The organism is Pseudomonas sp. Van50 (assembly GCF_055390755.1).
Genome location: NZ_AP024343.1, coordinates 4,332,348 through 4,355,665, shown reverse-complemented (window position 1 = coordinate 4,355,665; position 23,318 = coordinate 4,332,348). Strand labels below are relative to the sequence as shown.

Sequence of the window (23,318 nt, the reverse complement as noted above, 5' to 3'; positions counted from 1 at the left end):
CAACGAGACACCCTGGCACTTCTTGACAGCCACCGAGCCTGGGTAAATACTCGCTGTGCATATTCATATATATGACTAGATAACAAGGTGAATAATGTCGATGAAATCTCTCTCCAGTGATGCCCGCCTGCCGCTGTATCAACGTTTGCGCGACCAATTGGCTGAACAGATCGCCAATAACCGCTGGCGCCCGGGGGAGGCGATTCCGACCGAGGCCGCCCTTTCAGCGGAGTACCAGTTGTCGACCGGCACAGTGCGCAAGGCCATCGATGCGCTGGTCAGCGAGGGCATCCTGGAGCGCCAGCAGGGGCGCGGTACTTTCATTCGCCGGCCGCAGTTTCAATCGTCGTTGTTCCGTTTCTTCCGTTTTCAAAGCGCTTCTGGCGAACGCCGGGTTCCCGAGAGCCGGATCTTGTCCGTGGAACCGGTGGCCGCGCCGTCGGCGGTGGCCCAGGCGCTGGGGTTGCCGGTGGATGCGCCGGTGATTCGCCTGGTGCGGGTGCGTCTGCTGGAAGTGGAGCCGGTGCTCGCCGAAGAAATCTGGTTGCCCCGTAGCCGCTTCCAAGCCTTGCTCGAAATCGACCTGAGTCAAAAGGGCCCGTTGCTTTACCCCATCTATGAAGAGGTGTGCGGCCAGGTTGTCGCCTATGCCGAAGAAACCCTCACCGCCGAATCGGTGAATGAGGTGCACGCAAGATTGCTGCAGGTGCCGGTCAACAGCCCGGTGGTGGTGATCGAGCGCCTGGCACGGGACTACGCTGGCAATCCCCTGGAGTGGCGACGCTCTCGCGGGCATGCCGAGCACTTCCGCTACCGCGTGGAAATTCGCTGACCCGACCCGGCTGGCGGCGAGTCGATCGCCGCTGTCCTTATCGTTTTGTTTGCCATGACTGGCCCTGTAGCGGCGCGGTTCGCTCTCGGCTGCCTTTCGTTCCACTTACAAGGATAAGAATTATGTTCAGTTGGTATCGCCAAGTCACTGCGCGGGAGCGCAAAACGTTTTGGGCCTGTTTCGGCGGATGGTCGCTCGACGCCTTGGAAGTACAGATGTTCGGCCTGGCGATACCGGCATTGATCGCCGCGTTCGCCCTGACCAAGGGCGATGCCGGGCTGGTCAGCGGCGTGACCCTGGTCACTTCGGCCATTGGCGGCTGGGTCGGCGGGACGCTGTCGGATCGCTACGGTCGGGTGCGCACGCTGCAATGGATGATCTTGTGGTTTTCGTTCTTCACCTTCCTGTCGGCGTTCGTCACTGGCTTCCACCAGCTGCTGATCGTCAAGGCGCTGCAAGGCTTCGGAATTGGCGGGGAATGGGCCGCCGGCGCGGTATTGATGGCCGAGACCATCAACCCCAAGTACCGCGGCAAGGTCATGGGCACGGTGCAAAGCGCCTGGGCGGTGGGTTGGGGGCTGGCGGTCGGCGTCTTCACACTGATCTACTCCCTCGTGCCGCAGGACATGGCCTGGCGGGTGATGTTCGTCGTGGGCCTGCTGCCGTCGTTCCTGATCATCTGGGTACGGCGCAACGTTGAAGAGCCCGACAGTTTCCAGCGCCTGAAAAAAGACAATGTCATCCCGCAGAGTTTCTTCAAATCCCTGGCCGGTATCTTTCGCCCCGAGTTGATCCGCGTGACCTTGTTTGGCGGGTTGCTGGGGCTAGGGGCGCACGGTGGTTACCATGCCGTGATGACCTGGCTGCCGACCTTCCTCAAGACCGAGCGCAACCTGTCGGTACTCAACTCCGGCGGCTATCTGGCGGTGATCATCTTCGCCTTCTGGTGCGGCTGCGTAGTCAGTGGCCTGTTGATCGATCGCATTGGCCGTCGGAAAAACATCGTGTTGTTCGCGCTGTGCTGCGTGGTCACCGTGCAGTGTTATGTGTTCCTGCCGTTGACCAACACCCAGATGCTGTTCCTGGGGTTCCCGCTCGGCTTCTTCGCGGCTGGTATTCCGGCGAGCCTCGGGGCGTTTTTCAACGAGTTGTACCCGGCGGATGTGCGCGGCGCCGGCGTGGGGTTCTGCTACAACTTCGGTCGGGTGCTCTCGGCGATGTTCCCGTTCCTGGTCGGCCACATGAGCGATTCCATGTCCTTGGGCTCGGCCATTGGCATCGACGCCGGGATCGCCTACGGCGTGGCGGTGATCGCGGCGCTGTGCCTGCCGGAAACCCGCGGCCGCAGCCTGGAAGCCACTGCGGCATCGGCGCCTGTGGTTGAGCGTGACAGCCAGAGCGCCCGGGCCTGATTTCCCTTATTGTCGATAGATGAGACCCATGGTTGATACCTGTACCAAACCGATGACCGGCATTGACTGCCACGCCCACGTGTTCAGTCGTGAGCTGGAACTGGCCGCTGTCCGGCGCTACACACCCGACTATGATGCCACGCTCGCTCAATACCTGGGCCACTTGCACGCCCATGGCTTGAGCCATGGCGTGTTGGTGCAGCCGAGCTTTCTCGGCACCGATAACCGCTACCTGCTGGCCGCCCTACGGCAAGCGCCGGAGCAGTTGCGCGGGGTCGTGGTGGTGGAGCGAGACATCAGCCGAGCCGAGCTGGACGACATGGCCCGGTTGGGGGTGGTCGGTGTGCGCTTGAACCTGATGGGCAAAGCCTTGCCTGATTTTCGTGACGCCGCCTGGCACGGCTTGTTGGGCCACATCGCCGAACTGGACTGGCATGTCGAGTTGCACGCCAACCTGGTGGACTTGCCGGGGTTGATGGCTCAGCTGTTGCCATGGGGCATCAAGGTGGTGGTCGATCATTTCGGCCGCCCGGATGCGTGTTCGGGGCTGGATCAACCTGGCTTTGCCCAATTGATGGCGCTGGGGCAGGGCGGGCAGGTGTGGATGAAGGTGTCCGGTATCTATCGATTGGGCGCAACGGCCCCGCGCAACCTTGAATTCGCCCGCGCCTCGTTGGCGCTGCTGGAACGCAGTTTCGGCCCCGAACGCCTGGTGTGGGGCAGCGATTGGCCGCACACTCAGCATGAGGCGCATGTCGGCTTCGAGACGGTCATGGCGCAGCTGCGCGCATTGGAATGTTCGGCGTCGCTGATTCATGCGTTAATGGTCCAGGCACCCCAGGCGCTCTTCAAGTTTTGAGGCACGAGGCTGTGACGTCGAGTTTTCCTGAACTCGCCCGATGAATAGGGATCTAGACTCCATTGATGCCCCTGTGAAAGGTTTCAGCCTGGCGGTTTGAGGATGACTGATGTCGAACATTGAAGAGCTGCCCACGCAAACACCTGCGCCGAGCGAATACGAAAGCTTGATCGCGATGGGGACGGGCGCGCTCGATGCCATTCCCGGTGCGGTGTACCTCTGCGATCACCAGGGGTGGCTCGTCCGGTACAACAGCGAGGCGGCCGAGCTGTGGGGACGGGCACCAGCACTCGGAGAGAACGGCGACCGTTTTTGCGGTGCCTATCGATTGTTCCTGGCCGATGGCACGCCGCTGGCATTCGAACACTGCCCGACGGCCTCGGCGCTCAATACAGGCATTGCGCCGCGCAACCAGGAAGTGATCGTTCAACGCCCGGATGGCTCGCGGTTCGTGGCGCTGATGAACATCCGTGTCCTCAGGGATCGGTGGGGCGACATTCAAGGGGTGATCAACTGCTTCCAGGATGTGTCGGCGCACCATGCCATGGCCGAGGAGCTTCGGCGCAAGAGTGCCGACCTGGAGGACTTTTTCGAAAACAGTGCCGTGGGCCTGCATATCGTCAGTGGCGAGGGCATCATCCTGCGCGCCAACAAGGCGGAGCTGGCGCTGCTGGGTTATCCGGCAGAGGAATACATCGGGCGGCACATCACCGAGTTTCATGTCGATGAACCGGTTATCGACGATATCCTCACCAAGCTGGGCAGTGGCGACTGCCTGGAGAGTTATCCGGCGCGGCTGAGGGCGAAAGACGGCTCGATCAAGCATGTCACCATCACTTCGAACGGGCGCTTCGAGGACGGAAAGCTTTTCAACACCCGTTGCTTCACCATCGACAGGAGCTGCGTCCACGCGGCCGAGGCGGCACGCCAGGACAGCGATGACCGGCTTTCAGCGACCTATGAGGCGGTGACCATCGGGATTTCCGAGGTCGATATCGACGGTCGCTTGCTCCGGGTGAACGACGCCCTTTGCAACATGTTGGGCCGGTCGCGGGAGGAACTCCTGTCGATGACATTCCTGGACTACACCCACCCGGACTGCATCGCCCAGGATGCGGGGTTGTACGCCCGCCAGGTGGCCGGTGAACTGGATAACTACGTGCTGCGCAAGCGCGCCCTGAAGCCCGATGGCGAGGTGGTCTACCTCGACATCCACAGCTCGTCGGTGAGGGACGCCAACGGTACGTTTCGTTATGGCGTGCGGGTGCTGCAGGACGTCACGCTGGCGCGGCGGATGGAAAACCAGGTCCGCGAAAGCGAACGGCACATGCGCAATCTGCTCGAGGCATTGCCTGCGGCGGTGTATACCACCGATGCCGAAGGGCGCATCACGTTCTTCAATCGCGCCGCTGTCGAACTGTCGGGGCGCACCCCGCAGTTGGGCGACATGTGGTGTGTGACCTGGAAGCTGTTCAACACGGACGGAACCGCGCTTCCCCACGATCAATGCCCGATGGCGGTGGCGCTGAAGGAAAACCGGCCGATACGCGGCGTCGAGGCCATCGCGGAGCGGCCGGATGGCAGCCATGTACCGTTCACGCCGTTTCCCACGCCTTTGCATGACGCCGATGGAAACCTGGTGGGCGCCATCAACATGCTGGTCGATATTTCCGAACGAAAACAGGCGGAGAACCGCCAGAAAACGCTGATCGATGAGCTCAATCACCGGGTCAAGAACACCCTGGCCACGGTGCAATCGCTGGCGGCCCAGACCGCGCGCAATGCCGAGGATGCGAAGGACGGCTACAGGCGTTTCGAGGCCAGGCTGTTGGCATTGTCCCGTGCACACGATCTGTTGACCAAGCGCCATTGGGGGCAGACGCCACTCGACACCCTGGCCCATGAAGTGCTGCTGCCGGTCTTTGGGCATGAGCCTGGCCGTGTCGTGATCGAGGGTGCTTGCGTGGACATCGGCACCCGCGTGGCGCTCAACCTCACGATGACCCTCAATGAATTGGCGATCAACGCGCTCAAGTACGGGGCCATGTCCGTCGAGACGGGGACGCTTGCCGTCACGTGGTACCTGCAGAGCCAAGCGGACGGAACGTGGCTGACCCTCGACTGGCAGGAGCGTGGAGGGCCGCTGGTATCCCCGCCGGAACGGGAAGGGTTGGGGTCGCGCCTGATGAAGCGCTGCATCGAGCGCGACCTGGGCGGCACGTTTGACCTCACCTATGCCCCGCAGGGCGTTTGCTGTCGTTTTTCGTTCCTGATTGGAGCGGACGGGGCATGAGCCCATTGGCTGGAACCCGGGTGCTGGTCGTCGAAGACGAAGGCGCGATTGCCCTGTTGATCGAGGAGATGCTGGAAGAGTTCGGATGCGAAGTGGTGGCCTCGGTCGCCCGGCTCGCTGCTGCGTGTGAAATCGCCGGCTCGGTGCAGGTGGACCTGGCGATCCTGGACGTCAACCTGGCCGGCGAGCGTGTGTTCCCAGTGGCCGACATTCTTCGCGAGCGCCAAATCCCCTTTCTGTTCAGCACCGGATACGGCGCCAGCGGGCTGCCGGCCGAGTACGCCGCGCGGCCGGTTCTGCACAAGCCGTTTTCGGAAAGTGAATTGCGGCAGAAAATGGCCGTTGCGCTGAAGGAGGCCCGCGAAAGCACCCCGACCTTCAGCCCTGATGCCAACTGACTCACCGCCATCGCGAGCAAGCTCGCTCCCACAATGGCCGGCGGTGGACCGTGATTGAGTGCCCCCACAAATCCCCTGTGGGAGCGAGCTTGCTCGCGATAGCGATCCGGCCTCCAGCACCGTACCAACGGATACGACACCCTCCCCAGCAAGCCCAGCCCTGACGTTCAAGCAGGCCTTTACGAGACGTTGCCACTGGACTGTGCTAAATCTCTTACCGGCAACCCACCTCTCCACACCCATTCAAGGAGTGAACATGAGTCTCCACGGTCACTACGATCCGCAGAACATCTTTGCGCTGATCCTTCGCGGCGATGCGCCGTGCTACAAGATTTACGAAGACGCCGATGTGCTGGCCTTCCTGGATATCTTTCCGCAATCGCGCGGCCATGTCCTGGTCATCCCCAAAGCCTCCCAGGCGCGCAACATCCTCGAAGTCGAGCCCGCTGTCCTGGGCGCGATGATGTCTGCCGTGCAGCGCCTGACGCGCATCATCGTGGACGAGTTGCAGCCGGACGGGGTCCAGGTTGCGCAGTTCAATGGCGCTGTGGCCGGGCAGACGGTCTTTCACATTCACGTGCACATCATTCCGCGCTGGGAAGGTGAGGAGCCGGGTGTGCATGGCCGGGGCAAGGCCGATCCCGAGGAGCTGGAAAAACTCCAGGCTCGCCTGGTCGAGCGCATTCGCTCAATGGCCTGACGCCGGGCAAGGTCCTGCGAAGGGGCGCGGGCCGTATCAGTTCCCGTGTCCCTGGTTGCTGCGGATCAACTCGTAAGCCCGGCGCACCAATGGATTGACGGTATTGGGTCGAATCCACAGGTGATAAGTCACGTCCGGGAGTCGCGGTAAACCATCGTTTTCCCCCAATACCCGCATGTCCGGGCCGAGCATTTCCATACTGCGTGGGGTAACCCCTAGGCCCGCGCGGGTCGCGGCCTTGATGCCGATCAGGTTCGAGGCCAGGTAGGCCTGGCGCCAGGGAATCTTGGCGCGTTCGAGCGCCTCGAGGGCATAGCGGCGATAGATGCTGGGCTCATCCACCAGAATCAGCGGCAACGGTTCGCCGGGGTTGTGCAGGTACTGGGCCGAGCAGATCCACCACACCGGTGAGGTGCGCAAGGCGAAGCCTTCAAGGCTCGGATCCTGGCGGGTGGAAATGATCATGTCGACCTTGCCGCGATGCAAATCGTCCATCAGGAACGGACTGCGTCCGACATCGATTTCCAGGCGCAAGCGCGGGGCCGAGCGGGCGATGTGACTGAGGATCGGAGGCAGGATGGTGTCGGCGATGTCGTGGGGCGAACCGATGCGCAGCACGCCGCTGAGGCTGCTCTCACGCAGGGAGCTGAGGACGTCGTCATTGAGCGATAGCATCTGTCGCGCATGCCGCAGCAATTGCTGGCCGGCTTCCGTGAGCTGTTTTTGCCGTCCGCGTTTTTCGAACAGGCTTACCCCGACCTGCTGTTCCAGGCGTTGCATGTGCTGGGTCACTGAAGATTGTGTGCGAGACAACTGGGCGCCAGCTTCGGCGAAGCTGTGGTGATCGACCACGGCGATGAAGGTGCGCAGTAACTCGAGATCGAGGGTCGACATGGCGGTTGCTTCACATCAAGGGTGCAAACCTAAACATTACAGATTTTTATGGGTTGAGGGGAGTCTTGCGACGGGGGCTTGACTGCAAGCCAGTAAAACAGCGGTTATAAGTTTTTCGCCTGGAAACCAAACCCTGAGAGTTATAACGATATTAGATATTTGAATTTCCTTTGCCTCAAGGCGCTCCCTAGGATGCCCACTCATCAGGTCGGGGGACGCCGGCCATCCATGAGGGGAAATCCATGTTGCTCGAGCGCTCACCTGTAAAACGATTGCTGCCTGTCATGCTGGGCGCCTTGATTTCATTGTCAGCCGTCAACATCGCCCAGGCCGATGCCACTCTGGACAAGATCGAACAGCGCCACGAACTGGCGGTGGGTGTGCTGCTGTCCGGTGGCCCGTTCGGCAGCATCGACCCCGCCACCCAGAAACCGCGCGGCTTGAACGTCGAGCTCGCTCAGGAATTGGGCCGGCAACTGGGCGCCGAGGTGCAACTGGTGCCGGTATTGCCCGCCAACCGCGTGCAGTTCCTGCAGCAGGGCAAAGTCGATGTGCTGATCGCCAACATGGAATGGACCGCCGAGCGCGGTGAAATCCTCGGGTTCGTACCCACGCCGTTCTACCGCGTCGGTGGCACCGCGGCGGTGCTCAAGGACAGCACGATCAGCCGCTGGGAAGACCTGAAGAATCAACCGGTGTGCACCTCCCAGGGCAGCAGCTACATCAAGCCGCTCACCGAGTTGGGCGTCCAGATCAAGGCTTTCAAGAGCTCCTCGGAATCACTCCTGGCACTGCGTGGCAACAACTGCGTCGCGGCGGTGCACGACGCCACGCTGATCAATCCACTGATTGCCGAAAACGCCGAATGGCAGGGTTACCGCGCCCTGAGCCCGGAGCTGAACCCGGCGCCCTCGGTGATCTGGACGCGCAAGGGTGAAAGCGATACCCAGGCCAAACTCGACCCGATCATCAAGCAATTGCACCGCAGCGGCTGGCTGATCGAGGCCCAGACCCGTAACCGAATCACCCCGGCGTCACCCGCCTTGGTGGAATTGCAGAAACAGTTCCAGGCCAACGGCGCCTGAGGATCGTCGCGCCTGTTTTCGCCTTTCAACCAACCGACGTTCAAGGTCATTGCCCATGATTTCATTTTTCGCTCCACGAACCCTGGTCAGCCTGTGCCTGGCGTGGTCCGTCGGCTGCGCGGCCAGCCTGGCCCAGGCCGATGCCACGCTGGACCGGATCGAGCAACGGCATGCCATCAGCGTCGGGGTGATGCTCAGTGGTGCGCCGTTCGGCACCATCGACCCCAAGACAGGCGAGCACCTGGGCTACAACGTCGAGTTGGCCCAGGGCATCGGCAAGGCGCTGGGCGTGGAGACCCAGACCGTGTCGGTGCTGGCGCCAAACCGTGTGCAATTCCTGCAACAGGGCAAAGTCGACATCCTGATCGCCAACATGCAGTTCACCGAAGAGCGTGGCGAGATTCTCGACTACGTGCCGACGCCCTATGAGGAGGTCGGTGGGGCGGCGCTGATTCGCAAGGGTTCCGGCATCCGCCAGTGGGCCGACCTCAAAGGCAAACCGGTATGCGTGTCCCAGGGCAGCAACTTCATCAAGCCCCTGCAAGAAACCTACGGCGCACAGATCAAGGCTTTTCGCAGCCAGTCCGAGTCGCTGCTGTCGTTGCGCGGCAATGGCTGCGTGGCAGCGGTCCATGTGAGCCCGACCCTGCATGCGCTGTTGAGCGAAGCCGAATGGGCCGGTTATGAAATCCCGCTGCCGGGGGATCTGATCCCATCGAATTCGGTGATCTGGCTGCGCAAGGGCGAGCACGACACCCAGGCTAAACTCGATGCCATCGTGCGCGACTGGCACCGCAGCGGCTGGCTGATCGAGCTAGGCGAGCGCACCGGCATGGCGCCGTCCCAGGCCCTGCGTGATCTGCATGCCAAGTACAGTCAGGCGGCCCCCCTGGCCGCGCAACCATGAGCCAGTCGTTGTTTTTGACGTTGCAGGCACTGGTCGGCGCCAAGCATGTGCAGGGCAGCGAAGACGCCGCGCCGTACCTGACCGACAAGCAGGGCCGTTACGTCGGCCAGGTGATTGCCGCAGTACACCCGGCCAGTACCGAAGAGGTCGCGGCGGTGGTCCGGGCTTGCGCCGCGACTGACACACCGGTGGTGGTGCAGGGTGGCAACACCGGACTGATGGGTGGCGCCACCCCGGACGCCAGCGGCCGTGCCGTGTTGCTGTTGCTCGACCGAATGAATCGGGTACGCGCCGTGGACACCGACAACGACACCCTGACCGTCGAGGCGGGCTGCATCCTGCAAACTGTCCAGGACGTTGCACGCGAAGCCGGTCGCTTGTTCCCCTTGAGCCTCGGTGCCGAAGGCAGTTGCACCCTCGGCGGCAACCTGGGCACCAATGCCGGCGGCACCGCGGTGCTGCGCTACGGCAATACCCGTGAATTGACCCTGGGCCTGGAAGTCGTGACCGCCCGGGGTGAAGTCTGGGATGGCCTGCGCGGCTTGCGCAAGGACAATACCGGCTACGATTTGCGGGACCTGTTTATCGGCAGCGAAGGCACGCTCGGCATTATCACCGCCGCGACCCTGAAGCTGTTTCCGCTGCCCAAGGCCCAGGCCACCGCGCTTCTGGCGTTCGACTCCCTGGAGCAGGCCGTGGCCTTGTTGTCCCATGCCCGCGCCGGCTTTGGTGCCAGCCTGACGGCCTTCGAGTTGCTCAGTGCCGAGTGCCTTGCGCTATTGCGCGAGCAGTTTCCCGACGGTCCGCGTCCCTTCGCCAGTGCTCGCCAGCCTTGGTTCGCGCTGTTGGAACTGTCCGATAACCACAGTGAATCCCATGCACGGGAAGTTTTCGAGCAGGTACTGGGTGAAGCCTTCGAGCAGCACCTGCTGGCCGATGCGCTGATCGCCGAAAACCTCGTCCAGAGCCAGGCGTTCTGGCAGCTGCGGGAAAACATGAGCGATGCGCAAAAGCGTGCCGGTCGCAACATGAAGCATGATATCTCGGTGCCGATTTCCCAGGTCGTGGCGTTCGTTGCCCATACCGACGCGCTGTTGCAGGAGCAGTTTCCCGGCGTGCGGCATTACACCTTCGGTCACTTGGGGGACGGCAACCTGCATTACAACGTCGCCCATCCGCTGGACTCCACGGTCGACGCGCACATGGGCCATTACGCCGCCCTCAGCCGACTGGTTCACGACAGCGCCCACGCCCATGGCGGCTCGATCAGTGCCGAACACGGGATCGGCCAGCGCAAGGTGAACGAGCTGGGGCGCTACAAAAGTACCGTGGAACTGGACCTGATGCACCGGATCAAGCAGGCCCTGGATCCGCGCAATCTGCTCAATCCGGGCAAGGTCCTGGAGCAAATCCAGCCATGACGCTTTACCTGTCCAAGCGCGTGCAGCGTGTCTCGCTGTCCGCCAATGCCGCCGCCAAGTCCCGGGCCACGGCCCTGCGTGACGCCGGTCGCGACATTCTCGACCTGACCACCGGTGAGCCGGATTTCGATACGCCGGCGCACATCAAGCAGGCCGCCTATGCCGCCATTGCCGCCGGCGCCACCAAGTACACGCCGACGCCGGGTGTGAAGGCCTTGCGGGTGGCGGTGCAACGCAAGCTGCGCACGGAAAACCAACTGGACTATCCGCTGGCATCCATTGTGATTGCCAACGGCGCGAAACAGATCATCTTCAATGCCTTCGCCGCGACCCTCGATGACGGCGACGAAGTGCTGGTACCGACGCCATACTGGCCGTCCTTTCCGGACAGCGTGCGCTTCAACGGTGGTGAGCCGGTGTTCATCGAATGTGGGCTGGACCAAGGCTGCAAGCTCACCCCTCGACAACTGGAGCAACACATCGGCGAGCGCACGCGCTGGCTGATCCTCAACAGCCCCGGCAACCCCAGTGGCGCGGTGTACAGCGAGGCAGAACTGCAAGGTTTGGCCCAGGTGCTGCGCCGACATGCCCACGTGTTGATTCTGCTGGATGAACTCTACGAACATATTCGTTTCGACGGGCGCCCGTCCCAGAACCTGCTCAACGTCGCGCCGGATTTGCAATCGCGCTGCCTGCTGGTGGGCGGGGTGTCGAAAACCTATGCCATGACCGGTTGGCGCATCGGTTTCGGTGCCGGGCCGCAAGCGCTGACCGATGCCATGACCGTGGTGCAATCGCAATCGACCTCCGGGGCGTCCTCGGTCGGCCAGGCGGCGGCCTTGGCGGCGTTCGAGGGCGGGCTGGATTTCTTGCCGGAACAGGTCGCGGCCTATCGTCAGCGCCGTGATGTGCTGGTGAGCACCTTGCGCAATGTCGAGGGCCTTGAAGTCCTCGAGCCTCACGGTGGTTTTTTCGTCTTTGTGTGCTGCGCCGGGTTGTTGGGGCGCTATCGCCCGGACGGTCAGCGGCTGGAGCACGATGCCGATGTCGTTGCGTACCTGCTGGACGAGGGCGTGGCTGGCGTCGCGGGCAGTGCCTATGGCTTGTCGCCGTGGTTTCGCCTGTCCATCGCCACGGCGACCGAAACCGTCGCCGAAGCGGGCCGCCGTATTGCCCACGCCTGCGGCCAATTGAGGGGCGAACCATGACCCATTGGCTGGAGCAATTCGTCCACTGGAGCGCCGGGCTCGGCCTCAACTACAACTTTCTGCTCGATGCCTATCAGCGCGGCACGCTGGAGCAGGGCGCGTTGACCACGGTATTGCTGTGCCTGCTGACCATCGTCGGCAGCCTGTTGGCGGGCGTCGGCCTGGCGGCGCTGTTGACCTCGGGCAAGGCCTGGCTTGCACGGCCTGCGCGGGTGTTTGTCGAAGTCACGCGCAACACGCCGACCCTGGTGCAGCTGTATTGCGCCTTCCTGGTGCTGAACATGCTGCTGACCGAGGCCGTTGGTGCGGCCAACCCGCTGACCCCCTTCGCCTGGGTGGTGATCGTGATCTCGCTGCACAAGGGCGCGTTCCATGCCGAGGCGCTGCGGGCCGGCATCGAGGCCGTGCCCACGGTGACCCTGGAGGCGGCCAGTTCGCTGGCCTTCAACAGCCGCCAGCTGTTATGGAGCGTGCAACTGCCCCTGGCCCTGCGTTTTGCCTTGCCGTCGCTGATCAACAACCTGATCGACCTGGTGAAAATGACCGCCGTGGCTTCGGCCATCGCCGTGGGCGACATCACCTATGCGGCCATCATGATCTGGACCCAGAGCGATAACGTGCTGGAGCTGATGATCCTGATCCTGGGCTTTTTCGGCCTGCTGAGTTTCACCGTCAACTGCGTGGGGCGCTACCTCGAAGCGCGCCTGAGGATGCCCGGCTATGGCCATTGATTCGTCCGTCATCGCGCCACCGGCCTGGCCGCGGCGACATTTTGGCAAAGTGCTGCTGGGGTTGGCGACGTTGTCCTGGCTGGTGTATGTGGCCCCGCACAGTCCGGTGTTCAAGGCTTTGTTGCAATGGTCGCCGGCCCTGGTCGCAGGGTTTGGGCAGAACATTCTCATCAGCCTGCTGGCCATTGGGCTGGGTTCTGCGGCGGGGCTGTTGGTCGGCGCCATGGTCCTGTCGCCCCTGCGCTTGCTGCACTGGCCGGCGCGGATCTGGGTGCAAGTTTTCCGCAATGCGCCCTGGCTGGTGCTGATCTATTTCACTACGTATGTGTTCCCGTTCGAGGTTCGTATCGGCAGTGCCTATGTCGCGTTCCCCGACTGGGTCAAGGTCACCCTCGGCCTGGCTTTGCCCGCCAGCGCCAATGTCGCGGAAATCTTCCGTGGCGCCATCGCCTCGATTCCCAGCACCCAATGGGAGGCGGCGCGTTCCCTGGCGTTCACCCGTGGGCAGATTTTCCGCTCGATCATCCTGCCGCAGTGCTTCAAGCGCATGTTGCCGCCGTGGATGAATCTCTACGCGGTGATCACCATGGGCACCGCACTGGCTTCCCTGGTGGGCGTGCACGACGTGATCGACACCGCGCAGATCGCCAGCAACACCGTGAACCTGACCGGCTTCACCGTGGTGATCTACCTGAGCCTGCTGGTGCTGTTCTTTGCTTATTGCTACCCGATTTCCCGCCTTACCCAATACCTGGAGCGACGTTATGCCTTCTACTGAAACCGTCGCCGAACCCCTGGTCAGCCTGCGCGACTTGCACTTGTCGTTCGGCAGCAACCCGGTGCTCAAGGGCATTGACCTGGACGTGCGCCGTGGCGAAGCGGTGTCGATCATCGGCCCTTCCGGCTCGGGCAAGTCGACGATCCTGCGTTGCATCACTGGCCTGTTGCAACCCCAGCGGGGCAGCATCCGTGTCGGTGCCACCGAGGTCCACACCCTGGCCCAGGAAGCCCAGCGCATCGAGTTGCGCAAGCGCGTGGGGTTTGTGTTCCAGCAGTACAACCTGTTCCCGCATCTGTCGGTGCTGGAGAACCTGGTGATTGCGCCGCGCAAGGTCCTGGGCCGCAATCGGGCCGACGCCGAGAAAGATGCCCGCGCCTTGCTCGCCAAGGTGCGCATGGAGCACAAGGCCGATGCCTATCCGGGACAACTCTCGGGCGGCCAGCAACAACGGGTGGCGATTGCCCGCGCCCTGGCGATGCGGCCGGAGCTGATTCTGTTCGATGAAGTGACCTCGGCCCTGGATCCGGAAACCGTCGGCGAGGTGTTGACGGTGATTCGCGAGCTGACCGAAGAGGGCATGACCTGTGTGCTGGTGACCCACGAAATGCGTTTCGCCGAGGAGATCAGCGATGTCGTCTATTTCACCGAGAACGGCGTGATCGTCGAGCACGGTAGCGCCGCGCGGATTTTCCAGCACCCCACCAGCGAGCGCACCCGGGAGTTTCTGCGCCATGCCTTGGGTGACCCGGGGCGGCGGCCGCCCATCGCCGATGATCCTTACCTGTTGACCAACCTGAGTCGCTACAGCCTGTCTGTCTAAAAAGGAGCCTGCCATGACCACCCCTGACCGTGCCGATATCATCGAGGACTTCCTCAAGGAAGTGCGCGTCATTCACCAGCGAGGCGTCGACCGAGCCGCGCTCAAGCAGATTGTCGTGCTGCTGGAAGCCCTGGCCGAGCGCCGCGACCTGTTCAACTTCGAGGCCTTTCCGGCACCGGAGCCGGGGCAGGGCAGCACCGCGTTTCGCTATCGCCTCAATGACGACGGCGACACCCCGACGCTGTACCTGAACTCGCTGCTACCGGGCAAAAGCACCATCCCCCACAACCACGAGACCTGGGCCATCATCAGCGCCATTGAAGGCCAGGAAATCAACTACGTCTATCAACGCGATGACGAGGGTCGCGAACCGGGATACACCACCTTGCGCCTGGAAAAGGAGGTGATCGTGCAGCCCGGTACATCCATCGCGTTCCTGGGGGAAGACCTGCATGGCATTCGGGTCGCAGGCGAGCAACCGACCCTGCATTTCCATCTCTATGGCTTGCCGCTGGAGTCACTCAATGGCCGTTACGGCGTCGAAGCCGACGGGCGCATCCTCAATTACAACGCCTCGCAAATGGCCCCGTCGATCAAGGCCTATGCCCACTGACGCCAACCTTGCGTTCCAGTCACTCCATTTTTCCAGCGGGACTCCCATGAGCCAGACCCTAACTCCCCAGCAACTGCAGCGGTGGTTGTTCGACGGGCAGGAAATCGCCCTGTTTGATGTGCGTGAGCACGGCCAATATGGCGAAGCCCATCTGTTTTTCGGGGTGAACCTGCCCTATAGCCGTTTGGAGTTGGAAGTGCGGCGGCTGGCGCCGAACCTCCAGGTGCGGTTGGTGCTCCATGATCAGGATGGCGGGGATCTGGCGGCCCGTGCGGCGCAACGCCTGCAAGCGTTGGGCTATGTCGATGTGCACATCCTGGAGGGCGGCGCCGATGGCTGGCAGGCCGCCGGCTATCAGCTATTTGCTGGTGTGCACGTGCCGTCCAAGGCCTTTGGCGAGCAGGTGGAGGCGGTCCGTCACACGCCTCACGTCAGCGCCCGCCAACTGGCGCAGTGGCAGGCCCGGGGTGAGCCGCTGGTGATCCTCGACGGCCGACCGTTGGAGGAGTATCGCAAGATGACCATTCCCGGTTCGATCTGTTGCCCCAACGGCGAACTGGGCTACCGCGTGCACGACCTGGTGCCGGACGAGCAGACCCCCATCGTGGTCAATTGCGCCGGCCGGACCCGCAGCATCATTGGCGCCCAGACGTTGATCGACCTGGGTTTGAAAAACCCGATCTATGCCCTGGAAAACGGTACGCAAGGCTGGCACCTGGAAGATCTTCAACTGGAACACGGCAGCGAGCGTCGTTATGCCGATGAGGTGTCGAGCAGCACGTTGCCGGGGCAGCGCTTGGCGGCGACACAACTGGCCGAGCGGGCCGGAGCGCCTGTCGTTGGGGTTGCCCAGGTCGAGCAGTGGGCCGCGGACGTCGGGCGCAGTCTGTTCCTCTGCGACGTGCGCACCGCCGAGGAGTTTGCCGCTGGCACGTTGTCGGGTGCGCAACACACGCCGGGCGGGCAGTTGATTCAATCCACCGATCTGTACGTGGGCGTGCGCCAGGCGCGGGTGGTGCTGTTCGACAACGACGGCGTACGCGCACCGATTATTGCCAGTTGGTTGCGGCAGCTGGGGCACGAGGCCTTTGTGTTGTCCGGTGGGTTGAGCAGTGGCCTGGCATTACCGGCTCGAGCCGGCGTCGCGCCGGAAAAGCTGCCGCTGATCAGTGTGCAGGCCTTGGCCGACGCCCTGAAGGATGACGCAGTGGTCTTGATCGACCTGCGTTCGAGCCGGGCCTATCGCAAAGGTCATATCGCCGGGGCGCGTTGGTCGATCCGGCCGTTATTGGCCCGTGCACTGGCGGGTGAGCAGCGGCCGCTGGTGCTGGTGGCCGATGACGCCCGACTCGCCGCCCTGGCGGCACTGGAACTGCCTCAAGTTGAGGTCCGTTTGCTGGACGGCGGTCCGGATGCCTGGCGCTCGGCGGGCCTGGCGCTGCAAGAAGGCGCCGATACATTGCCGGATACACAGTGCATCGATTTCCTGTTTTTCACCCACGACCGTCACGCTGGCAACAAGGATGCGGCGCGCCAATACCTGGCGTGGGAAATCGGTCTGCTGGCGCAAATGAGCGAGGAGGAGATCGCCAGCCTCAAGCCATTGCAGGGACAGCCTCAAAGCACTGTCGCTGAGCGGTTGCGGACCCGTCTGGTCCATGGCGCGCGCACCGCAAAGGGCGTCGGTGCCAGGCCCGTCAACGTACCGGTCAGCCGCCTGAGCACGGTGCTGTTCGACAACCTGGCCCAGATGCGTGACGCCCGTGCCCGGCGCGACAGCGAGCGTGTCCTGAGTTATGGCGCCCGGGGCAATCCGACGGCCTTCGCCCTGGAAGACCTCGTCACTGAATTGGAGGGTGGCTACCGCACGCGGCTGTTTGGCACCGGGTTGGCTGCCGTGGCGCAAACCTTCCTGGCCTACCTGCGGCCTGGCGATCATGTGCTGATCACCGATGCGGTGTATGCCCCGGTACGGCGTGTGGCCCGGGACTTCCTCGAGGCCTTCGGCATAGAAGTCGACTACTTCGCCCCCGACGGCAGCGACCTGCCCGGACGGTTGCAGGCCAACACCAAAATGGTCTACACCGAAGTGCCCGGTTCATTGCTGTACGAGCTCTGCGACTTGCCGGCCATCGCCGCACTCTGCAAGCCGCGCGGCATCTTGCTGGCGGTGGACAATACTTGGGGTTCGGGCGTGTTGTACCGGCCACTGGCATTAGGCGCCGACATCTCGATCATGGCCCTGACCAAATACCTGAGCGGCCACAGCGACGTGGTCATGGGCAGCGTGTGCACGCGTCAGGAGGCTTGGCCGGCACTGGCGGCCATGAGCGACAGCTTCGGCAACACCGTCAGCCCCGACGACGCCTACCTGGTCCTGCGTGGCGCGCGCACCCTCGTGCCACGCCTGGACACCCATGAGCGCCAGGCCCTGGAAATCGCCCATTGGCTGCAGGCGCAACCGCAGGTGAAGCGGGTCTTCCATCCCGCGCTGCCCGAGCATCCCGGCCACGGGTTGTGGCAGCGGGATTTCAACGGCAGCAATGGGTTGCTGTCCTTTGAACTTCGCGAACACGACGACGCTTACCTGGAGCGATTCATCGACGCGTTGCAGGTGTTTGGGTTGGGCGCGTCCTGGGGGGGATTCGAGAGCCTGGTGACCGTTGCCGATACCCAGGATCGGCAACGTGCCGAGGATCGGGCATTGAACCCGGTGGTGCGCTTGCATGTGGGGTTGGAGGATGTCGAGGTGTTGATCGAGGACTTGCGGCGGGGATTTGCGCAGGCTGCCGTCAGTGCATCGATGACTTGAAGCATCCAGCATCGGTTGCGAACTGACCCACCGCTTTCGCGAGCAAGCCCGCTCCCACAAGGGTCCTGCATAGGTTTCAAATACTGTGCACCACCGCAAATCCACTGTGGGAGCGAGCCTGCTCGCGATGAGGCCAGCCCATTAAACATCCATGTCGCCTGACATTCCGCTATCGCGAGCAAGCTCGCTCCCACAAGGGTCCTGCATAGGTTTCAAGTCCCGTGCAGCACCGCAAATCCACTGTCGGAGCGAGCCTGCTCGCGATGAGGCCAGCCCATTCAACATCCATGTCGCCTGACATTCCGCTCTCGCGAGCAAGCTCGCTCCCACAAGGGGCCTGCATAGGTTTCAAGTACCGTGCAGCACCCCAAATCCACTGTGGGAGCGAGCTTGCTCGCGATCAGGCCAGCCCATTCAACATCCATGTCGCCTGACATTCCGCTCTCGCGAGCAAGCTCGCTCCCACAAGGGGCCTGCATAGGTTTCAAGTACCGTGCAGCACCCCAAATCCACTGTGGGAGCGAGCTTGCTCGCGATGAGGCCAGCCCATTCAACATCAATGTCGCCTGACATTCCGCTATCGCGAGCAAGCCCGCTCCCACAAGGGGCCTGCATAGGTTTCAAGTCCCGTGCAGCACCACAAACCCACTGTGGGAGCGAGCTTGCTCGCGATGGCGGCAGTGCATCCAATCTCAATGCGTACTGATCCACCGCTTTGGCGAGCAAGGTTGTGCACCCCACCACAAAACCTATCGACACTGGGCTACCAAATCCCTTGCCAACCGCTACCATTGCGCGCAGACCTCCCGACGCCCCTGGACATTCACTTTCATGAAATTGCGCCTGCTGACCGCTGCCTTGTTTTTCACCTGCACCCTGACTCACGCCGCTGAATCGAAACCCGTTCCGAAAGCCCTGGAGGCTCAGATCGGGCACTTGGTGGCGCTCATCAAGGACAGCTATGCCACCGGCTACCCGGAAGCAACGCTGGTGCAGACGCTGGACACTGGCGAGGACAGCCAGGTCACCCTCGCGGTCTTCACCATCGAGGGTTTCGGTATGGGCAACAACTACAGCCAATACCTGGCGGCCTTTACGCCCGAAGAGAACGAAGAAGGCGTGCCGCACTACAGCCTGTTGGACGTGATGCGCATCGGGGGCGACAGCTGGCGTGCCATCGACAAACTGGATGCAAAGCTGGTCAGCGACCCGACGGGTGAGCAGACCCTGATCGACATTCCTGTGATGGAGAACACTGATGACGACGCGCCGAACTTCCCGAGCAGGGCTGCTGTGATTCACCTATCACTGGAGGGTGCACAGTCACTGCGATTGGTTGAGAAAAGGTAAGTCGCGTTATCCAGTTGTATTTATGCGATTGCGATATGAGTGCTATGTAACTGGCATGGTTTATCGATTAATGCGGCAAGGGTAATTTGCTTCTCTGCGATATCAATCGAGAGGAAGCCAGATGACACTGCGTTCGACCCCACCGAAAGTACCCGCCGCAGCCAAGGCGGGTAGCCTTTGTTTTGCGCTATGCGCGGCGGTGCCTTTTGCCGACGCCGCCAGTACGGAAAGCTCCAGTGAATCCCGGACTTCGCAGCAGATCAGCCGGGCCGGCAGCCAGGCTTCGGTCGCAGGCCCGGCGGACTATTTCACCGGGCGAGTGCGGGTCGATCCGTTGTTCCCGGCTACCGATGAAGTGAGCGCCTCCGGCGCCTACGTCAGCTTCGAACCGGGTGCGCGCTCGGCTTGGCATACCCATCCCGCCGGTCAACGCTTGGTGGTGATTTCCGGTGTCGGCCTGACGCAGGAGTGGGGCAAGCCCGTGCAGCAGATCCGTCCGGGCGATGTGATCGTTTGCCCGCCAGGCGTCAAGCATTGGCATGGTGCTGCGCCGACGAGCGCCATGACTCACCTGGCCGTCACTGGGACGGTGGAGGGCAAGAGCGTGGAGTGGATGGAGAAGGTCAGCGAAGAACAGTACGGCGCCGCTGGAACGTCTACGGCCAGGCCGGATACGGTGGCGGTTTCGCAAACCCTGTCGGCCAAGCAGCAAGCCATCCCGCTGATTGCCGCCGCCATGGCGACGAGCAATATGCCTGGTCTCAACACTGCTTTGAATCGAGGGCTGGATGCCGGCCTTACCGTCAGCGAGGCGAAGGAAATCCTGGTGCAGCTTTACGCCTACAGTGGCTTTCCCCGCAGCCTCAACGCCCTCGGCGAATTGATGAAAGTGGTGGAGGCGCGCAAGCAACGCGGCGTCCAGGACGACCCGGGGCGCGAGCCCGCTCGCCTGATTCCTACCGGCGACGCGCTGCTGGCGGCGGGCACGGCCAATCAGACGCGTATTGCCGGTGCGCCCGTCCAGGGCCCGTTGTTCGACTTCGTCCCGGTCATCAACCAGTACTTGCAGACGCACCTGTTTGGCGACATTTTCGAGCGTGACAACCTGGACTGGCAAAGCCGCGAGCTGGCGACAGTCGCCGCGCTGGCGGTCACTCCCGGCGTGGAGTCGCAACTGCGCTCGCACCTGGCCGCCAGCCTGCGAGTCGGCTTGAGCGCTGCACAGCTGCGGCAACTGATCCAGCTACTGGACGAGCAGGGCGACGCCGCCGCGGCCAAGCGTGCCAGTGAAGCGTTGGACACCGTCCAGGCCAATCAACCCACGTAGCGCAAGGCTTCGCGCAGCAGCGTAAAGGCCGGTGAACTTTGGCGGCGACTGGGATAGTAGAGGTGGTAGCCGGAAAACGGCTCGCACCAATCTTCCAGCACCCGAATCAACCGGCCTTGCGCGACAGCGTCTTGCACCTGGTCCTCCGGCATGTAGGCCAGCCCCAACCCTTGGAGGGCCGCCTCCAGGCGCATCGCGATGGTATTGAACACCAACTGGCCTTCCACTCGGACGTTCACTTCCTGTCCGTTTTTCTCGAACTCCCAGATGTAAAGGCCGCCATGGGTCGGCATGCGCAGGTTGATGCAATTGTGCGCCGTGAGGTCGTCAGGGATGACTGGCTTGGGGTATCGGGCGAAATACGCTGGCGAGCCCACAACCGCCATGCGCATATCAGGGCCGATACGCATGGCGATCATGTCCTTGGCGACCTGTGGGCCCAGCCGGACACCGGCGTCGAAACCCTCCGCGACGATATCGGTGAAACCGTAGTCGACGATGATTTCGATATTGAGATCGGGATTGTTTGGCAGCAGCCTGGCGAGAACGGATTGCAAGATCGTGATCGCAGAGTGTTCACCGGCAGTGATGCGCAACTTACCCGCTGGCTTATCGCGAAACTCACTGAGCATCGCCATCTCGTTATCGATCTCTTCGAATCGCGGCGCGACCACCCGCAGCAGGTGTTCACCGGCTTCGGTCGGGGCGACACTTCGCGTGGTGCGCGAGAGCAGCCTGACCCCCAGCCGCTCCTCCAACTGACGCATCGCCCGGCTCAGCGCCGGTTGCGACATGCCCAGCTTGGCCGCTGCGCGGGTGAAGCTGCGCTCCTGGGCGACGGCGGCGAAGATGGCGAGCTGGTCGTAGCGTTCGGTGGTCATTGATCCGTCTCTGGCATGAGCGGGGAGGGATTATGGCACTGGTGCCAGTCATCGGCTGGGACCATCGGGGTGAAGGGAGCGTTGCCCCCGGGCCATCCACGCTCATACCTGATCCATCGCCTCGCCCACCCACCGGTCCTCACCCAGGAACCCGCCACTCTGATGGTGCCACAGCCGCGCATAGATGCCGTTCTTGGCGAGCAATTCGCTGTGGGTGCCCTGTTCGATGATGCGTCCATCGTCCATGACAATCAGTCGATCCATCGCCGCAATCGTGGACAGCCGATGGGCGATGGCGATGACGGTTTTACCCTGCATCATTTCATCGAGGCTTTCCTGGATGGCCACTTCGACTTCCGAATCCAGCGCGCTGGTCGCCTCGTCGAGGAGCAGGATCGGGGCGTTCTTGAGCATCACTCGGGCAATCGCGACGCGCTGGCGCTGGCCGCCCGACAGCTTGATGCCGCGCTCGCCGACCAAGGTGTCGTAGCCGGTGTGGCCCTGGCGGTCGCTCAGTTGGCTGATGAACTCATCGGCCTGGGCATTGGCCGCGGCACGGCGGATTTGTGCGTCGCTCGCATCGGGTCGACCATAGGCGATGTTGTCGCGAATGGAGCGGTGCAGCAGGGACGTATCCTGGGTGACCATGCCGATGGCGCTGCGCAGGCTGTCCTGCGTCACGTGCGCAATGTCTTGCCCGTCAATGCGGATCTGTCCGCTGTCGACATCATAGAAGCGCAGCAGCAAGTTGATGAGCGTGGATTTGCCCGCGCCGGAGCGGCCCACCAGGCCGATTTTCTCGCCCGGGCGAATGTTCAGGCTCAAGCCATTGAGCACCTGGCGTTCGCCATTGTAGTTGAAGCTCACATTGTCGAAGGTGACCGCTCCGCCGGAAGTCACCAGCACCCCCGCGTCCGGCGCATCCTGCACCTTGGGGCCGCGGGTAAGGGTGGCCATGCCATCCTGCACGGTGCCGATGCTCTCGAACAGCGAGGTCATTTGCCACATGATCCAGTGCGACATGCCGTTGATACGCAACGCCATGGCGGTGATCGCCGCCACGGCACCGGCGCCGACGTCGCCCTGGTGCCACAGCCAGAGGGCATAACCGCCTGCCGCCATGATCAACCCCACCACCAACGCCTGGTTGACGATCTCGAATTGGCTGACCAGACGCATCTGGCGAAAGCCGGTCTGTTTGAAATCCTCCATGGCCGCGCGCGCGAAGTGCGCTTCACGATTGGAGTGGGAGAACAGTTTCACGGTCGTGATGTTGGTGTAGGCGTCCGAGATACGTCCGGTCATCGAAGAGCGCGCATTGGCCTGTTCCTGTCCGACTTTCCCCAGGCGGGGCACGAAGTAGAGCATGGCCAGCCCGAACAGCACGATCCAGGCCACGAAAGGCAGCATCAGTTTCAGGGCGAAGCCACCGGCCAATGCGATGATGGCAATGAAATACACGCCGATTCCGGGGGCGATCTCGATCAGGGTGAACAGCACGTCACGCACGGCCAGCGCAGTCTGCATCACCTTGGTGGTGACCCGGCCAGAGAACTCGTCGGAAAAAAACGACAGGCTTTGCCGCAGCATCAGGCGGTGAAAGTCCCAACGCAGCCGCAACGGCAGATTGATCGCCAATACCTGGTGCTGCACCATGGTTCGCAACGCTACCAGCCCGATGCTGGCCAGCATGACCAGGCCCATGCCCCACAGCACGCGACTTTCCTGCGCCGCCGCCTCACCGCCGGCCTGCCAGGTCGAGAGCAGGTCCACGACCTGGCCGAGGAAGGAAAACAGCCAGGCTTCATAGATCGACACACCGGCGCTGAGCAGCGCAAACGCGAGGATGTAACCGCGGGCCCCCGTGTGCAGGCCCAGAGAAACCGAGCCAGGCCTTCGGGCGGTGGCGGTACCTCGTCGGGCGGGAAAGGGTCGAGCCTTTGTTCAAATACGCGAAGCATGGGGGTCTCCGAAACGGTCGATTGGGGATTCTG

The 23,318-nt window shown here is 62.7% G+C and carries 19 protein-coding genes and 1 pseudogene; 17 read left to right on the top strand and 3 right to left on the bottom strand.

The window, feature by feature from the left end:
• The first annotated feature begins 100 nt into the window (after positions 1-100).
• The 6 genes from ACZ5M5_RS18255 (at position 101) to ACZ5M5_RS18230 (ending at position 6,494) form a co-directional block, all read left to right on the top strand.
• Positions 101-832 carry a GntR family transcriptional regulator gene (locus ACZ5M5_RS18255; RefSeq protein ID WP_060741875.1) on the top strand — a complete coding sequence of 244 codons (732 nt, stop codon included), beginning with the start codon at positions 101-103 and terminating at the stop codon, positions 830-832.
• A 122-nt stretch (positions 833-954) separates the two neighbouring features.
• Positions 955-2,244, top strand: coding sequence for an MFS transporter (locus ACZ5M5_RS18250; RefSeq protein WP_092165215.1), 1,290 nt, complete (start codon positions 955-957; stop codon positions 2,242-2,244).
• Positions 2,245-2,272: 28 nt separating this feature from the next.
• Positions 2,273-3,103, top strand: coding sequence for an amidohydrolase family protein (locus ACZ5M5_RS18245; protein ID WP_103308039.1), 831 nt, complete (start codon positions 2,273-2,275; stop codon positions 3,101-3,103).
• A 109-nt stretch (positions 3,104-3,212) separates the two neighbouring features.
• On the top strand, positions 3,213-5,396 hold the full coding sequence (locus ACZ5M5_RS18240) for a PAS domain-containing sensor histidine kinase (RefSeq protein ID WP_464737741.1): 2,184 nt from the start codon (positions 3,213-3,215) through the stop codon (positions 5,394-5,396).
• Positions 5,393-5,794, top strand: a complete 402-nt coding sequence (locus ACZ5M5_RS18235) for a response regulator (protein ID WP_464737740.1) — start codon at positions 5,393-5,395, stop codon at positions 5,792-5,794. Before ACZ5M5_RS18240 ends, ACZ5M5_RS18235 begins: the two co-directional genes overlap by 4 nt.
• A 256-nt stretch (positions 5,795-6,050) precedes the next feature.
• On the top strand, positions 6,051-6,494 hold the full coding sequence (locus tag ACZ5M5_RS18230) for an HIT family protein (RefSeq protein ID WP_103308511.1): 444 nt from the start codon (positions 6,051-6,053) through the stop codon (positions 6,492-6,494).
• 36 nt (positions 6,495-6,530) lie between these two features.
• Here the strand turns inward: ACZ5M5_RS18230 and ACZ5M5_RS18225 are convergent, their stop codons facing one another.
• Entirely contained in the window at positions 6,531-7,388 is an 858-nt protein-coding gene (locus tag ACZ5M5_RS18225) for a LysR substrate-binding domain-containing protein (RefSeq protein WP_060741881.1), read from the bottom strand.
• Between the two features lie 242 nt (positions 7,389-7,630).
• Between ACZ5M5_RS18225 and ACZ5M5_RS18220 the strand changes: the two genes are divergently transcribed.
• The 11 genes from ACZ5M5_RS18220 to ACZ5M5_RS18170 all read left to right on the top strand — a co-directional run bounded on the left by ACZ5M5_RS18220 (position 7,631) and on the right by ACZ5M5_RS18170 (position 20,443).
• Positions 7,631-8,473 (top strand): transporter substrate-binding domain-containing protein, encoded by an 843-nt coding sequence (locus ACZ5M5_RS18220; RefSeq protein ID WP_207283093.1) that lies wholly within the window; start codon positions 7,631-7,633, stop codon positions 8,471-8,473.
• Between the two features lie 55 nt (positions 8,474-8,528).
• Positions 8,529-9,380, top strand: coding sequence for a transporter substrate-binding domain-containing protein (locus tag ACZ5M5_RS18215; RefSeq protein ID WP_192262434.1), 852 nt, complete (start codon positions 8,529-8,531; stop codon positions 9,378-9,380).
• Positions 9,377-10,801: an FAD-binding oxidoreductase gene (locus ACZ5M5_RS18210; protein ID WP_464737739.1), complete on the top strand. Its 1,425-nt coding sequence runs from the start codon at positions 9,377-9,379 to the stop codon at positions 10,799-10,801. Before ACZ5M5_RS18215 ends, ACZ5M5_RS18210 begins: the two co-directional genes overlap by 4 nt.
• Positions 10,798-12,009: an aminotransferase class I/II-fold pyridoxal phosphate-dependent enzyme gene (locus tag ACZ5M5_RS18205; protein ID WP_060741885.1), complete on the top strand. Its 1,212-nt coding sequence runs from the start codon at positions 10,798-10,800 to the stop codon at positions 12,007-12,009. The genes ACZ5M5_RS18210 and ACZ5M5_RS18205 overlap by 4 nt, the downstream gene beginning before the upstream one ends.
• Positions 12,006-12,740, top strand: a complete 735-nt coding sequence (locus ACZ5M5_RS18200) for an amino acid ABC transporter permease (protein WP_464737738.1) — start codon at positions 12,006-12,008, stop codon at positions 12,738-12,740. The genes ACZ5M5_RS18205 and ACZ5M5_RS18200 overlap by 4 nt, the downstream gene beginning before the upstream one ends.
• On the top strand, positions 12,730-13,518 hold the full coding sequence (locus tag ACZ5M5_RS18195; RefSeq protein WP_464737737.1) for an amino acid ABC transporter permease: 789 nt from the start codon (positions 12,730-12,732) through the stop codon (positions 13,516-13,518). Before ACZ5M5_RS18200 ends, ACZ5M5_RS18195 begins: the two co-directional genes overlap by 11 nt.
• A complete protein-coding gene (locus ACZ5M5_RS18190) occupies positions 13,505-14,341 on the top strand; it encodes an amino acid ABC transporter ATP-binding protein (RefSeq protein ID WP_060741888.1) in 837 nt (278 codons plus the stop codon). The genes ACZ5M5_RS18195 and ACZ5M5_RS18190 overlap by 14 nt, the downstream gene beginning before the upstream one ends.
• 13 nt (positions 14,342-14,354) lie before the next feature.
• Positions 14,355-14,954 carry a cysteine dioxygenase family protein gene (locus tag ACZ5M5_RS18185; RefSeq protein ID WP_103308518.1) on the top strand — a complete coding sequence of 200 codons (600 nt, stop codon included), beginning with the start codon at positions 14,355-14,357 and terminating at the stop codon, positions 14,952-14,954.
• A gap of 46 nt (positions 14,955-15,000) precedes the next feature.
• A complete protein-coding gene (metC, locus tag ACZ5M5_RS18180; RefSeq protein ID WP_464737736.1) occupies positions 15,001-17,766 on the top strand; it encodes a cystathionine beta-lyase in 2,766 nt (921 codons plus the stop codon).
• 831 nt (positions 17,767-18,597) lie between these two features.
• Positions 18,598-19,116, top strand: a complete 519-nt coding sequence (locus ACZ5M5_RS18175) for a hypothetical protein (RefSeq protein WP_060741891.1) — start codon at positions 18,598-18,600, stop codon at positions 19,114-19,116.
• A gap of 121 nt (positions 19,117-19,237) precedes the next feature.
• Positions 19,238-20,443: a (R)-mandelonitrile lyase gene (locus ACZ5M5_RS18170; protein WP_464737735.1), complete on the top strand. Its 1,206-nt coding sequence runs from the start codon at positions 19,238-19,240 to the stop codon at positions 20,441-20,443.
• On the opposite strand, the gene ACZ5M5_RS18165 is transcribed toward ACZ5M5_RS18170, so the two are convergent.
• Both ACZ5M5_RS18165 and ACZ5M5_RS18160 read right to left on the bottom strand, forming a co-directional pair.
• Entirely contained in the window at positions 20,431-21,324 is an 894-nt protein-coding gene (locus tag ACZ5M5_RS18165) for a LysR family transcriptional regulator (protein WP_060741895.1), read from the bottom strand. The two genes, ACZ5M5_RS18170 and ACZ5M5_RS18165, sit on opposite strands and share 13 nt — an antisense overlap.
• A gap of 102 nt (positions 21,325-21,426) precedes the next feature.
• Positions 21,427-23,285, bottom strand: a pseudogene (locus tag ACZ5M5_RS18160) (ABC transporter ATP-binding protein).
• Between the last annotated feature and the right edge of the window lie 33 nt (positions 23,286-23,318).

Coding starts and splice junctions, on each gene's coding strand:
- ACZ5M5_RS18255 (WP_060741875.1), top strand. CDS start 101: ATGAAATCTCTCTCCAGTGATGCCCGCCTGCCGCTGTATCAACGTTTG.
- ACZ5M5_RS18250 (WP_092165215.1), top strand. CDS start 955: ATGTTCAGTTGGTATCGCCAAGTCACTGCGCGGGAGCGCAAAACGTTT.
- ACZ5M5_RS18245 (WP_103308039.1), top strand. CDS start 2,273: ATGGTTGATACCTGTACCAAACCGATGACCGGCATTGACTGCCACGCC.
- ACZ5M5_RS18240 (WP_464737741.1), top strand. CDS start 3,213: ATGTCGAACATTGAAGAGCTGCCCACGCAAACACCTGCGCCGAGCGAA.
- ACZ5M5_RS18235 (WP_464737740.1), top strand. CDS start 5,393: ATGAGCCCATTGGCTGGAACCCGGGTGCTGGTCGTCGAAGACGAAGGC.
- ACZ5M5_RS18230 (WP_103308511.1), top strand. CDS start 6,051: ATGAGTCTCCACGGTCACTACGATCCGCAGAACATCTTTGCGCTGATC.
- ACZ5M5_RS18225 (WP_060741881.1), bottom strand. CDS start 7,388: ATGTCGACCCTCGATCTCGAGTTACTGCGCACCTTCATCGCCGTGGTC.
- ACZ5M5_RS18220 (WP_207283093.1), top strand. CDS start 7,631: ATGTTGCTCGAGCGCTCACCTGTAAAACGATTGCTGCCTGTCATGCTG.
- ACZ5M5_RS18215 (WP_192262434.1), top strand. CDS start 8,529: ATGATTTCATTTTTCGCTCCACGAACCCTGGTCAGCCTGTGCCTGGCG.
- ACZ5M5_RS18210 (WP_464737739.1), top strand. CDS start 9,377: ATGAGCCAGTCGTTGTTTTTGACGTTGCAGGCACTGGTCGGCGCCAAG.
- ACZ5M5_RS18205 (WP_060741885.1), top strand. CDS start 10,798: ATGACGCTTTACCTGTCCAAGCGCGTGCAGCGTGTCTCGCTGTCCGCC.
- ACZ5M5_RS18200 (WP_464737738.1), top strand. CDS start 12,006: ATGACCCATTGGCTGGAGCAATTCGTCCACTGGAGCGCCGGGCTCGGC.
- ACZ5M5_RS18195 (WP_464737737.1), top strand. CDS start 12,730: ATGGCCATTGATTCGTCCGTCATCGCGCCACCGGCCTGGCCGCGGCGA.
- ACZ5M5_RS18190 (WP_060741888.1), top strand. CDS start 13,505: ATGCCTTCTACTGAAACCGTCGCCGAACCCCTGGTCAGCCTGCGCGAC.
- ACZ5M5_RS18185 (WP_103308518.1), top strand. CDS start 14,355: ATGACCACCCCTGACCGTGCCGATATCATCGAGGACTTCCTCAAGGAA.
- metC (WP_464737736.1), top strand. CDS start 15,001: ATGAGCCAGACCCTAACTCCCCAGCAACTGCAGCGGTGGTTGTTCGAC.
- ACZ5M5_RS18175 (WP_060741891.1), top strand. CDS start 18,598: ATGAAATTGCGCCTGCTGACCGCTGCCTTGTTTTTCACCTGCACCCTG.
- ACZ5M5_RS18170 (WP_464737735.1), top strand. CDS start 19,238: ATGACACTGCGTTCGACCCCACCGAAAGTACCCGCCGCAGCCAAGGCG.
- ACZ5M5_RS18165 (WP_060741895.1), bottom strand. CDS start 21,324: ATGACCACCGAACGCTACGACCAGCTCGCCATCTTCGCCGCCGTCGCC.